Annotated in this window: 10 protein-coding genes; 9 read left to right on the top strand and 1 reads right to left on the bottom strand. The window is 71.4% G+C overall.

What is annotated here, in order from left to right; translation table 11 throughout:
- The first annotated feature begins 1 nt into the window (after position 1).
- Genes J2X21_RS14875 through J2X21_RS14905 form a run of 7 tightly spaced genes read left to right on the top strand, consistent with a single transcriptional unit; the run spans position 2 to position 9,056 of the window.
- Positions 2 to 2,989 (top strand): type VI secretion system Vgr family protein, encoded by a 2,988-nt coding sequence (locus J2X21_RS14875; RefSeq protein ID WP_310329948.1) that lies wholly within the window; start codon positions 2 to 4, stop codon positions 2,987 to 2,989.
- The gene (locus J2X21_RS14880; protein ID WP_310329949.1) at positions 2,986 to 3,528 is read left to right on the top strand and encodes a DUF4123 domain-containing protein; all 543 of its coding nucleotides are present in this window, start codon (positions 2,986 to 2,988) and stop codon (positions 3,526 to 3,528) included. The genes J2X21_RS14875 and J2X21_RS14880 overlap by 4 nt, the downstream gene beginning before the upstream one ends.
- Positions 3,528 to 5,285 (top strand): hypothetical protein, encoded by a 1,758-nt coding sequence (locus tag J2X21_RS14885; RefSeq protein WP_310329953.1) that lies wholly within the window; start codon positions 3,528 to 3,530, stop codon positions 5,283 to 5,285. The genes J2X21_RS14880 and J2X21_RS14885 overlap by 1 nt, the downstream gene beginning before the upstream one ends.
- Positions 5,285 to 6,100, top strand: coding sequence for a hypothetical protein (locus J2X21_RS14890; RefSeq protein WP_310329957.1), 816 nt, complete (start codon positions 5,285 to 5,287; stop codon positions 6,098 to 6,100). The genes J2X21_RS14885 and J2X21_RS14890 overlap by 1 nt, the downstream gene beginning before the upstream one ends.
- Positions 6,101 to 6,124: 24 nt before the next feature.
- Positions 6,125 to 7,894, top strand: coding sequence for a type VI secretion system-associated FHA domain protein TagH (gene tagH, locus J2X21_RS14895; RefSeq protein WP_310329961.1), 1,770 nt, complete (start codon positions 6,125 to 6,127; stop codon positions 7,892 to 7,894).
- Between the two features lie 32 nt (positions 7,895 to 7,926).
- A complete protein-coding gene (locus J2X21_RS14900; protein WP_310329964.1) occupies positions 7,927 to 8,655 on the top strand; it encodes a PP2C family protein-serine/threonine phosphatase in 729 nt (242 codons plus the stop codon).
- An 11-nt stretch (positions 8,656 to 8,666) separates the two neighbouring features.
- The gene (locus J2X21_RS14905) at positions 8,667 to 9,056 is read left to right on the top strand and encodes a DUF4280 domain-containing protein (RefSeq protein WP_310329967.1); all 390 of its coding nucleotides are present in this window, start codon (positions 8,667 to 8,669) and stop codon (positions 9,054 to 9,056) included.
- 149 nt (positions 9,057 to 9,205) lie between these two features.
- Here J2X21_RS14905 and J2X21_RS14910 read toward each other — a convergent pair whose 3' ends face one another.
- Complete coding sequence (locus J2X21_RS14910; protein ID WP_310329970.1) at positions 9,206 to 9,757, bottom strand: OmpA family protein; 552 nt, start codon at positions 9,755 to 9,757, stop codon at positions 9,206 to 9,208.
- A gap of 157 nt (positions 9,758 to 9,914) precedes the next feature.
- Here J2X21_RS14910 and tssK point away from each other — a divergent pair, with 157 nt between their 5' ends.
- Entirely contained in the window at positions 9,915 to 11,252 is a 1,338-nt protein-coding gene (gene tssK / locus J2X21_RS14915) for a type VI secretion system baseplate subunit TssK (protein WP_310329974.1), read from the top strand.
- Positions 11,253 to 11,490: 238 nt separating this feature from the next.
- Positions 11,491 to 12,825: a DotU family type VI secretion system protein gene (locus tag J2X21_RS14920; protein ID WP_310329977.1), complete on the top strand. Its 1,335-nt coding sequence runs from the start codon at positions 11,491 to 11,493 to the stop codon at positions 12,823 to 12,825.
- The last annotated feature ends 1 nt before the right edge of the window (position 12,826 follow it).

The following is a 12,826-nucleotide window of genomic DNA, read 5'->3' on the forward strand; positions in this document are numbered from 1 at the left end:
CATGAGCGATGCTGTGATGTCCATCACCACCACGCTGGGTGGTGACAAGCTGCTGGTCCTGCGCATGGACGGCAAGGAGCAGCTGGGCCAATTGCCGGAGTGGAACGTCGACCTGGTCGGCAACGTCAGCATGCTGGGCGTGCGCGAGACCATCAACCTGCACAAGCTGCTGGGCACGCGCGCCAACGTCTCCATAGCGCATGGCGCCAAGCGCAACTTCAACGGCTACATCACCGAGGCGCAGCGCGGCGAGCGCCATGGCCGGTTCGAGTCCTTCCGCATCACGATGCGGCCGTGGCTGTGGTTCGCCACCAAGACGCGCAACTCCAAGGTGTTCCAGAACAAGAGCGTCAAGGACATCGTCAAGGCCGTGCTGACGCCCTACAGCCCCGACTTCGAATGGCGGGTCAAGGACACCGGCGTCGACAAGGCGCTGGAGTACTGCGTCCAGTACAACGAGTCGGATTTCGATTTCGTCAGCCGCCTGCTGGAGGAGTTCGGCGTCTACTACTTCTTCGAGCACACCAGCACCACCCACACGCTGGTGCTGATCGACGCGCTCGACAAGCACGAGGCCAAGACCGGCACCAAGACCATCCAGTGGTCGCACAAGCTGGAGGCCGGCAAGCCCGGCATCGTCGACTGGAGCCTGATCGAGGAAGTGCACTCGATCAAGGCCGTCGTGCGCGACTACGACTACCTCGCCACCGCCACCGCCATCGAGCAGACGCAGTCCGCCAGCATGATGGCGGCCACCGAGAAGCGGGGCCCCGCCGAGGTCTACGAGTACCCGGCCCGCGCCGTGCTGAACCAGGTCAAGGACGCCTCGCAGCCGGCCACCACGATGATGAACCGCTTCGCCAAGCTGCGGCTGGAGGAGCTGCAGTCGCTGCAGAAGGTGTTCACCGGCACCACCAATGCCAACGACCTGGAGGTCGGCACCTACTTCGAGCTGGAGGACGCGCTGACGCCGGCCGATGACGACACCTATGTGGTCGTCAGCATGAACTTCAGCGCCGAGTTCGCCGACCACGAGGCCATCGACGACCTCAAGGCCGTGCACCAGCGCCGCGACGGCGTGCTCGCCAGCTTCATGTGCATTCCCAAGGACGGCAACGCCTTCCGTCCGCAGCGGCGCACGCCGCGCCCCATCATGTATGGCCCGCAGACCGCCGTGGTGGTGGGCAAGTCGGGCACCGAGGTGGACTGCGACAAGCACGGCCGCATCCGCGTGCAGTTCCACTGGGACCGCCTCGGCAAGAAGGACGAGAACAGCTCCTGCTACCTGCGCCTGTCCCAGCCCTGGGCCGGCAAGAACATGGGCTTGTGGATGATTCCGCGCGTGGGCCATGAGGTGGTGGTCAGCTTCCTGGGCGGCGACCCCGACCGGCCGCTGATCACGGGCTCGGTGCACAACGACGTCAACGTGCCGCCCTACCCGCTGCCCGACAACTCGGACATCAGCGGCTGGCGCACCCACTCCACCAAGGACGGCAAGGCCGATGCGCGCCATGAACTGCGCTTCGACGACAAGACCGACGGCGAGTACATCTGGCTGCAGTCGCAGAAGGACTTCCACCGCCACGTGAAGGCCGACGCCTTCGACTGGATCGAGATGAACGAGACCAAGAAGGTCAAGCTCACTCGCCAGGAAGTGGTGGGCGAGAACTGGTACGTCAACGTCGGCAAGGACGTCATGCACGACCTGGGCAAGGACTTGCACACCAAGGTCGCGGGCGACATCTTCACGACCGGCGCCGCCACCTACCAGCTCAAGCTGGACAAGGACTACAACGCCAAGGTCGGTGCCGACTACGGCCTGGACGTGACCGGCAAGACCGCCGTCAAGTCCGGCGGCGACATCAACCTGCAAAGCGGCGGCGCGGCCAACATCAAGACCACGGGCAACCTGGTGGGTGAGGCGGGCGCCAAGCTGTCGCTGAAGGCCACGGCCGACCTGCTGATGCAGGGCGTCAACGTCAAGGCCAAGGGCAGCGCCGAGATCGTGCTGGAGGCCACCGCGGGCATCAAGATCGTCTGCGGCGCCTCGGTCATCACGCTGGGCCCGGCGGGCGTCACCATCGACGGGCCGCTGGTCAAGGTCAACTGCGGCGGCGGCGGTGGCTCCGCCGGTGCGGCCGAGAGCGCGGCTGCGGCCGAACCCAAGGCCCCCGAGGACGCCAAGAACCAGGAACTGCTGACGCCGGCCAAGGTCAAGGACTACGACAAGCTGTTCGAAGACCCGCTGAAGGAGGCCACCGGCACCAGCACGCCGGCCGCCGGCGGCGCCGGCGCGACGGCGGGCGCGGGCGCAGGCGGCATGAGCGCCGGCGCACTGCCGGGTGCAGGCGCCGTCTCGGCGCTGCGCGCCGGTGCGCTGGCCGCGGGCGCCGCGGCACTGGCCGCCGGCGGCGCGGTGGCCGTGGGCTTTGCCGCCGCAGCGGCTCCAGCCCCGGCCGCGCCTGACGACAGCCCGGCTCCGGTCACCGACGAGACCGCCGACGCGATCGCCTCGGCCGAAGCCGCCTATGCGGCCGAGAAGGAAGAGGAGCGCCTGGCCAAGGAGGAGGCCGACAAGGCGGCCGAGCAGGCCAGCAAGGACGCCGCCGCCTCCCAGGCCGCGTTGAAGGACGCCGAGGCCGCCGCGAACGCGGAGCTTTCCAAGCAGACCGCTGAACAGGCCCAGGCTGAAGCCGAGGCCGCCTATGCCACGGCCAAGACCGCCGAAGCTGCGGCCCAGCAGCCCGGCAAGACCGCCGACGAGGTGGTGGCCGCCTCTGACGCCGCCTACGCCGAGGCCAAGGCGGCGGAAGCCGCGGCGCAGGAGCCCGGCAAGAGCGCCGACGAAGTGGTCGCCGAGTCGGAGGCCGCGTACGCCGCGGCCAAGGCCGCCGAGGCACAAGCCGCCGCCGACGCTGCGGCGGCCGCCGATCCCGCGGCGCCGCCACCGCCCGCGCCCGCACCCGATGACGGAGGAGGCGCGGCTTGAACGGTGCCGCCCTGGCCACGGCCCAGATCCCCTCGGCACTGTGGAGCCGGCCAGACGCCCGCGTGCACGCCGTCATCGACGGCAGCGTGCTGGCGGGGCTGCCCACAAGGCTTCAAGCCGCACAGACCATGGGCTGGGACTGCCTGCAACGCGGCGCGCTGACGGCCGACGCCGCGGCCCGCGCGGCCTACATCGTCGAGTTGCAGCCCGAGTCCGAGTTCACCGCCTGGCTGGTGGGCGAGGCCTGTGTCGCCTACGACGGCTGGGGCGTGCTGATGACGTCCGCGCGGCCGCTGCTGGCCATGCGCGAGCACAGCCGTGACCTCGCCGAAGTGCGCGCCCCGGACGGCCGCCGCCGCCCCTGGCGCTGGTGGGATCACGAGCTGCTCACGATGCTGATGCCGGGCCTCGCGCCGTCGCAACTGGACGCCTTCTTCGCCGCCGGCCAGCAACTGGTCGTGCCGCAGGCGCGCCGCTGGACCTGGTGGCAGAAGCTGGACGGCGTGCTGGATCGCCAAGTGCGCGAACGGGTAGCCTGATGCTGCAGCTGACCCCCGATCAACTCGACCAGGTCGAAGCGCTGCAGTCCCGCCGCGATGCGGCGTCGCTGCTGCAGCTGCTGGGCGCCGCCTGGCCCGAGGTCGCGCAGCGCCTGCAGGACCGCTGGCCGGCGTTCGTCGAGCTGGCGCTGGACTGCGGGCAGGCACTGGGCCTGCGACATGCCGCCGACCTGGCACGTTATGCGTCGCTGTGCTGCCTGTGGGGCGCGCGCTTCGAGACCCGCGCCGGCTTCGAATGGGCCGCGGCCATAGGCGCCGATGCGGCGCTGAGCCCGACCTTGCGGCTGCACCAGCTGACCCACCGCTCGCGCGAGGAGCTGGGCCACCGCACGGCGCACACCCGGCAGGCCGGCGACGCGCTGACGCCCGCCGGTTTCGACCAGGCGCTGGCGGCCGTCGAGGCCGGGCTGGCCCAGGCCGCGCGCGGCCGCAGCATCTTCCTGGACCAGCCGCCACCGCCCCGCCCCACCGCTTGCGACCTCGCCGCTGTCGGCTTTGCCGTCGTGGAACCCAAGCCGCTGCAGGCCTACCAGGGCCAGGATGGCAACTGGCGGCGCGTGGACCTCGCGCCGTGGGCACCCGCCCCCGAGACGCTGACCGCGCCGCCGGACGAGCCGCGCAGCCTGGCCGTGCTGAGCCGCGCGTCGGGCGCCGGCGCCAGCGCGCGGCTTCAGCTGGCCGTCAATGCGCTGGGCGACTGCGGCGCTTCGCATCCCGAGGTCAGGCACGACAGCGGCGCCGGCCGCCTGCACTGGCGCGGCGCCGACACGGCCCGCCTGAGCCTGACGCTGCACGCGCCGCCGCTCGACGCCCAGCTGCCGCCGGCCGGCATCGCCCATGGCGAGCCGCCCGATGTGCAGACGCTCAACGTCGGCAGCTGCGGCATCCGCGATGCCGGCGCGCCGCTGGGCAGCATCGCGCTGGAGCTGCGCGTGCACGCGGCCACGCAGCGGCTGGTGCAGGTCCGCCACGGCGCCACACCGGCGCTGGCCTGGCCACAGGAGGCGGCAGCGCCCGCGGCGCCCTCAGCACCCGCGCTCACGTCCTGCCAACTGGAGGCCGACGGCCAGACACTCGCGGTGCCCACCTGGCTGAAAGCCTGGCAGCAGCTGCAGCCGCAGGCGCGTGCCGGGCTGGAGAAACTGCACAACGCCTGGTCGCGCCAGATGGCCGGCAGCAGTGGCCGGCTTGAGGCCGAACTGTCGCCGCTGCTGGGCCAGGCCGACATCAGCTGGGGCTGGCAGCATGAGGCCGATGGTTCGGTCGCGCTGCGGCTGCTGGGCGGCATCGACTTCGCCGCGCTGGTGCTGGACCTGCGGCTGGCCGGCGAGCTGGACTGGGCCGGCAGCCGCGCCCGCGTCAGCCTGCGCGCGCAAGGCCGCAGTGACTGGCGCATGAGCCTGGACCAACGCGGCGCGCAAGCCACCGAAGGCCAGGGCCTGGAGCACGCCAAGGCCACCTGGCGCCTGCCGTTCGCGCTCAGCGTGGAGGCCATCGCCATCGGCGAGCCGGCACTGCTGTCCGCCGGGCCGCTGGCCCCCGAGCTGCGCGGCGCCGTGGTGGGCGAATGCGGCCTGCGCCCCCGCCCCGACGGCCGCGGCCAGCAGTGGTTCTACAAGCTGGCCATCGAGCCGGTGTACGTGAACCTGCTGCGCCAGGATCCGCTGACCGGCACGCAGCGCCAGCGCCGCGAGTTGCTGCCGGCATTGACATTGATCGACTGGAGTGCGGGCTGATGGACAGGCTCATGTGCCTCCATGTGCAGACGAGCGGCGAGCCGGTCGAGGTGCTGGTCAACGGCGTGCCGGTGCTGAACCTGCCGGCCGGCGCGGGCAGCCAGTCGATCACCGTGCACGAGTACCTGCAGAACGGCAGTAACCGCCTCAGCCTGGTCGTCGCGCCGCCGCCCGTGGCGCTGGCCGTGGCCGCGCCCGATGCGCCGGCCCAGCCGCGCATGGCCGCCCGCGCCGCGCAGGCGCGCGCGCGGCTGGTGCTGCTGCGCAACGGCAAGAGCCTGGCGGACGAAGCCGTGCGCGTGATGGCCGAAGTGGTCTGGGCCGTCGACGAGGGCAGCAGCTTCGACGCCCCCACCGTGCAACACCAGGACCTGGAGCTGCCCGTCGGCTTCCCGCGCTGGCGCTGGATGGACGCGCCGGTGCTGAACCCCGGCCCCCAGGACCGCAACCTCGTGCTGGCCGCGCTGCAGCGCATCGCGTTCGACCTGTCGCGCGGCAACCCCGACACGCTGCTGGCCGCCTGCCGCTTGCGCCTGGAGGAACTGGATCACGCCTACCAACGCCCCACCGGCCATGGCGCGGCCGCGCTGCGCGAGCAGGTGCAGCAGCTGTGGCAAAGCGGCGTGCTGGCCACGCTGCAGCCGCCCACGGCGCAGACGCTGCTGCTGCGCAGCGTCGCCGGCGGCCGGCTGCTGGAGTGCCTGAACCCGCTGGGCACGCCCGTGCTGTCCACGCAGAACGACGACACCCAGGCGAATGCCGCCTGGCCCTTGCGGCTCACCTTGATCGAAGGCAAGGTCTATGTCCTGCGTTGACCGTTCGCCTCGACACTCGCTCTCATGATCCGCCTCACCGTCACCTCCTACAACGGCCAGCCGCTGGCCCAGCCCTTGTCCGCGCAGTTCGACGAACTGGGCGGTGACATCGGCCGCGCCGACACCAACCAGTTGGTGCTGCCCGACCCCGAGCGCACCGTGTCGCGCGTGCATGCCCGCGTGCTGTTCCGGGCCAACAGCGGCTTCGCGGTGGTGGACCAAGGCAGCAATCCGATCAGCGTCAACGGCGAGCAGCTGGGCAAGGGCCGCGAGGCCGCCATCAAGGCCGGTGACCAGCTGCAGATCGGCGGCTACACGCTCAGCGTGGAAGCCGGCGCCGCCGCGGCTGGGGCGGCCAGCGACCCATTCGCCGACTTCTTCGGCCTGGCCCCCGCCCAGCATCCCGCCACGCGGCCGGGCGTTCGACGCGAAGCCCCGGTGGACCCGCTGGGCCTGTTTGGCGCCGCACCGGCACCGGCTGCCGCGGCCCCCACGCCCCCTTCGGTCTATGCGGCACCGCCCGCTCCCGCGCCCTTCGGCGGCATTCCGGCCGACTGGGACCCGTTTGCCGCGCCGCCCCCCGCGCAAAAACAGGCCGCTGCACCCTCCGCCGGCGCGCGCGCGCTGGGCCTGGACATGGGCGCCGGTGCGCCCGCGCCCCTGATCCCCGACCTGCCCGGCAGCCCCGGTGGCGGTGCCGGCGGCGACTCGCTGGACCTGCTGTTCGGCCTGGGTGGCGCCCCCGCGCCGGCCAGCAACCCGCTCGCGCAAAGCCTGTTGGGCGAGGCCGTGGCCCAGCCCAATATGGCCGGCCACAGCGACCCGCTGAAGGCGCTGGGCATGCTGCCCGCCGCGGCTGGCCAGGCGCTGCCCGACACGACATCGGAGCTGAACCGGCCCTTCCTGCCGCCGTCCACGCCGGCGCAGCCGTCCGCCGCGTCGCCCGCCTTGTCGCCTGCCCAGAGGTCGCGCCCGCAGACCACGGTGCTGGACCCGTCAGACACCCTGTCCGGCGCCGTCGTGTCGTGGAACGACAAGGGCGGCGAAGGCCGCACCATCATCCGCGCCGGCCGCAAACCCGAGCCGCAGGTCGCCGCGCCGCAGGCCGCTGCAGCCCCGCTGATGACACCGCCCCCGCCGCCGGCCGTCATGCCGCCGCCGGTGGCCACAGCGCCGGTCTCCGCGGCGATGCCGGCCGACCAGGCCGCGCTGCTGGCGGCCTTCCGCGAAGGACTGGGCATGCCCGGCCTGCCGGCCGGCGGCCTGACGCCGGAGTTCATGCGGCTGCTGGGCCAGCTCATCCACGAGTCGGCGCGTGGCACAGTGGACCTGCTGGTCGCCCGCGCGGCGCTGAAACGCGAGGTGCGCGCCGAGGCCACGATGATCGTCGCGCGCGAGAACAACCCGCTGAAGTTCTCGCCCACCGCCGAGGTCGCGCTGGGTCATCTGCTGGGCCCGACGGTGCGCGGCTTCATCGAGCCGCAGAAGGCCATGCGCGACGCGTTCGACGACCTGCGCGCCCACCAGTTGGCCTTCCTGGCCGGCATGCGTGCCGCGCTGGAAGGCCTGCTGCAGCGCTTCGACCCCAGCGTGCTCGAGGCGCGGCTGACGCAGAAGTCCGTGCTGTCCAGCCTACTGCCGGCCGCGCGCAAGGCGCAGCTGTGGTCGGTCTTCCAGCAGGAGTACCAACAGATCGCCGGCGAGCTGTCCGACGACTTCCACCAGGTCTTCGGCCGCGAGTTCCTGAAGGCCTACGAGGCCCAACTCGACGCGCTGCAATCAGAACAACGATAACGGAGGGGCCTGTGCACATCGAACTGGCATTGATGTCCGAACAAGGCGGCCGCGACTACAACGAGGACGCCTGCGGCCACTGGCATTCCGAGCGCTACCTGTGCTGCGTGCTGGCCGACGGCGCCGGCGGGCATGGCGGTGGCGACATCGCGTCCAAGCTGGCCGTCAGCCATGTGCTGCAGGGCTATGCGGCCATTCCGGCCCACCAGCCGCAGGCGCTGGAGGCCTTGCTGCGCGACACCAACCGCGCGCTGCTGGCCCAGCGCGCCGCCAACCCGCAGCTGCGCAACATGCACTCCACGGTGGTGGTGCTGTCCATCGACCTGCAGGACCGCACCGCGCTGTGGGGCCACTGCGGCGACTCGCGCTTCTACGCGTTCCGCGACGGTCGGCTGGCCGAGCGCACCAACGACCACAGCCTGGTGCAGTCGCTGATCGACGGCGGCCTGCTGGACGAGGCCGGCGCGCGCGTGCACCCCAAGCGCAGCGAGCTGTACTCGGCGCTGGGCACCGATGGGAACGACCTGCACATCAGCGTGTCCGAGCAGCCCTGGCCGCTGCAGGGCCGCGAGGCGCTGATGCTGTGCACGGACGGACTGTGGGAATGGATCACCGACGAGGAGATCGCGTCCGCGCTGTCCTTCGCGCCGGAACCGCAGGCCTGGCTGGACGACCTGAAGCAACGCGTGCAGCTGGCCGCCGCCGCCAAGCCCAACCATGACAATTTCACCGCCCTGGCCCTCTGGCTAGGCACCGACTGAGGAGAGCCGCCATGCCTCAACACTGCTGTACCGGTGCGGTGATGAACTGCACCTTCGGCGCCGCGCCCAGTACGCTGAACGTGTTGCCCAAGAACAAGATGATGACCAGCAACATGGCGGCGGCCAACATCATGGACAACGTGCCCATGGTGAACATCCCGCCGTTCGGCATGTGCAACAGCCCGGCCAATCCGACGGTTGCCGCGGCCACCGCAGCCGCTTTGGGCGTGCTCACGCCAATGCCCTGCGTGCCCGTCTTTCCGGGCCCCTGGGTGCCGGGCGCGCCCACGGTCATGCTGGCCAACATGCCGGTGCTGAACAACACGTCCAAGCTGATGTGCGCCTACGCCGGCGTGGTCAGCTTCGCGATGCCGGGCCAAATGACGGAGATGGTCCCCTGAAGCCGAGGCCATTCCGGGCCGAGCGCCGGGCCGCCCCAAGCCGGTCCGCGCTGGCGATGTGCTTGCGGCTCAATGCCGCAAGCATCGCCGTCCCCTAGGGGGACCGGTCGGGCTGCCCGCGTTCAGCAGGGCAAGACCGGTCGAGGGGTCTACTTCCTACCGATTTCCACCCGGCGGTTCTCGTCGGCGTTGGGTTTCTTCGGGTTCTTCAGGTCCTTGGACCCGACGCCCTCGATCTCCAGCATGCCGACGTCGGCGCCCTTGCCGACCAGGTAGTCACGCACCGACTCGGCCCGCTTGATGGACAGCGCCTGATTGGCCGCCGGCGTGCCGGAGGCGTCCGCGTGGCCAATGATGCGCACCTTGCGGTCGGTGTTCTTCTTGGTTTTCAGCACGTCGGCGAACACGTCCAGCTGACGCTTCAGCGTGGAAGGCAGTTCGGCCGAGCCCACCTTGAACGCGGTGGCCGGCAGCGAATAGCGCGTGGCCGGCTTGAAGCCCATGCACTTGAAGCCGTTGGCCTCCAGTTCCTTGCACTTGTCGTCCGGGAACAGGCCCTCGGCGATGGCTTCGGCCGTGGGCACGGTCTTGCCCAGGTCCACCGAGGCGGGCGCCGACGCGGCGGCATCCGGCGCCTGAGCCTGGGCGGCGAAGGCCAGGCTGCAAAGAGTCAGGGCAAGAAGGGGGCGAAGCTGCTTCATGAGGGGCACTCGTGTCGACGGTACGGTCGCGGACTGAGTGGCAGCCAGCGCCAAATGGTTCCCGACGGGAACCAAGCGCGCCCGGCAGTCACTCATGGCCTGATCGTGGTCCGGCTGGGCCGCGCTGTCCGTTTTTTCCGTTGAGGCGACCCCACACATGACCTGGCGCGACCGAGTGATCTGGACCGAGGGCATGTTCCTCCAGCCGCAGCATTTCCAGCAGCACGACCGCCACTGGGAGCACCAGTGGCGCCAGCGCCTGCAGCAGTGTCTGCCCTATGCCTGGGGCTACTCGGCGCTGACGCTGGACGAGGCATCGCTGACGCTGGGCAAGGTGGGCCTGGCCGCCGCCCAGGGCCTGCTGCCCGACGGCACCGCCTTCTCCGCGCCCGGCAGCGACGCCGCGCCGGCCGCGCTGGACATCCCGGCCGACGCCCGCAACGAGATCGTCGTGCTGGCCGTCACGCTGCAGCGCCCCGGCGTCGTCGAGACCGATGCTGAAGCAGCCGCCGGCTCCATGGGCGCGCGCTTCCTGGCCGCCGAGGTCAGCGTGGGCGACAGCAACTCCCAGCTGGACCGCGACGCCGCATTGCAGGTCGGCCGGCTCAACCTGCGCCTGATGCTGGCCCGCGACGCCGGCGACGGCTACGCGACGCTGGGCGTGGCCCGTGTCGTGGAGCGCCGCGCCGACAACCGCGTGGTGCTGGATCCGACCTTCGTGCCGCCGCTGCTGCACGCGCCGGCCCACCCGGTGCTGGACGGTTATGTGCGCGAGCTGTGCGGCCTGCTGCACCAGCGCGGCGAGGCGCTGGCCGCCCGCCTGGCGGCCCCCGGCCGCGGCGGCGTCGGCGAGATCGCCGACTTCCTGCTGCTGGAGGCCGTCAACCGCAACCAGGCCACGTTCAACCACCTGCGCTCGGTGTCCGTGCTGCACCCCGAGCGGCTGTACAGCGAGTGCCTGGCGCTGGCCGGCGACCTGGCCACGTTCCGCGACAGCCGCCGCCCCACCGCCTACGCCGACTACCTGCATGACGACCTGGCCGCCACCTTCAAGCCCGTCATCGACGACCTGCGCCAGTCGCTGTCCATGGTGATGGAGCAGACGGCCATCCCGATCGAGCTGCAGGACCGCGCCTATGGCGTGCGCGTGGCACTGATCCCGGACGTGAACCTGCAGCGCAGCGCCACCTTCGTGCTGGCCGTGTCGGCCCAGCTGCCGGGCGACGCGCTGCGCGCGCGCTTCCCGACGCAGGTCAAGATCGGCCCGGTCGAGCGCATCCGCGACCTCGTCAACCTGCAGCTGCCCGGCGTGACGCTGCGCCCGCTGCCGGTGGCGCCGCGGCAGATCCCCTACCACGCGGGCCACAACTACTTCGAGCTGGAGACCCGCGGCAACGAGCTGTGGAAGCAGCTCGAATCCTCGGGCGGCCTGGCCCTGCACATCGCCGGCGAGTTCCCGGGTTTGGAACTTGAGTTCTGGGCAATTAGATCGTGACCCACCCCCTACTCGCTTCGCGAGCCCCCTCAAGGGGGCCGAGCCCGGACACAGGGGCGCCGGTAGCGCGCCTGTGCCTGGTGAGGAGCTGGGCGGCCACGCCCAGCGCGGCCTGCAAGGCCCGCCAGTGGCCCGGCAAAGCCGGTTCCACGGCGGCCGCTGGAGGGTTGGCGGGCTGCGCCGCCAATGAATGCACTGCCGCCCGGCGGTGCGCCTGACTACTTGATCGGTTGACGCGATGAGCGACCCCAACAACGACGATCCCTTTGCCGCCTTCGGGCAGGACCGCACGGTCATCAAGCCCAGCGCAGGCCGCGCGACGACGGCGCCGCAGCCGCCTGTCCGGCCGGCCGGTGGCCAGCCGCCCGTCGGCATGCCCGCCGGCCCCATGGGCAAGGAAGCGCCCATGGCGCTGGAGGCGCTGACGACCGCCAGCCTGAACCCGCTGGTGGCCGCCGCCATGCCGCTGCTGTCGGCCGCGCCGCGCGTGCGCCACAGCCCGCAGCACCCCAACCCGGCCGGGCTGAAGGAGGCGCTGGCCGAGGGCATCCGCACCTTCGAGGCCAAGGCGCGCGCCGAGGGCCTGCCCAACGAGCAGGTCATCGCCGGCCGCTACATCCTGTGCACGCTGCTGGACGAAGCCGCCGCCAGCACGCCCTGGGGTGGCTCCGGCGCCTGGGCGTCGCAAAGCCTCTTGGTGCAGTTCCACAACGAGTCCTGGGGCGGCGAGAAGGTCTTTGCGCTGATGGCCAAGCTGGCCGAGAACGTGCCGGCCAACCGCAACCTGCTGGAGCTGCTGTACGTCTGCCTGGCCTTCGGCTTCGAGGGCCGCTACCGCGTCATCGACAACGGCCGCGCGCAGCTGGACGGCGTGCGCTCGCGCCTCGCGCAGATGCTGCGCCAGGGCCAGACGCCCGACCCGGCGCTGTCGCCGCGCTGGCAGGGCGCCGAGCCGGCCGAGAAGGGGCTGCGCCACAAGCTGCCGCTGTGGGCCATCGCGGCCGCGACGGCGCTGCTGCTGCTGGTCGTGTACGGCGGCTTGCGCTTAGCCATCAACGGCGCATCGGACGAAGCCTTCGCCGTGCTGCGCGGCTTCGACGTGAAAACCGCCGCCATCGCCGCGCCCACGCCGCCGCCGGCCGCGCCGCGGCTGGCCGGGCTGCTGGACAACGACATCAAGGCCGGGCTGGTGCAGGTCAACGACCTGGCCGACAAGTCCATCGTCACCATCAAGGGTGACGGCCTGTTCAACCCCGGCAGCGCCGAGGTCAGCAGCGAACTGCGGCCGCTGGTGCTGCGCATCGCCGAGGCGCTGCAGCGCATGAAGGGCCCGGTGCTGGTGACCGGCCACACCGACAACCAGCCCATACGCTCGCTGCGCTTCCCGTCCAACTGGCATCTGTCGCAGGCGCGTGCCGAGGCCTTCCGCAACCTGCTGTCGGAGCGCGTCGAAGCCAACCGCCTGCGCGCCGAAGGTCGCGCCGATGCCGAGGCCGTGGCCGACAACGCCACGCCGGCCGGCCGTTCCAAGAACCGCCGCGTCGAAGTCACGCTGATGGTGCAGGACCGTTGAT

This window comes from Roseateles asaccharophilus, assembly GCF_031458115.1.
Classification (GTDB): domain Bacteria; phylum Pseudomonadota; class Gammaproteobacteria; order Burkholderiales; family Burkholderiaceae_C; genus Pelomonas; species Pelomonas asaccharophilus_A.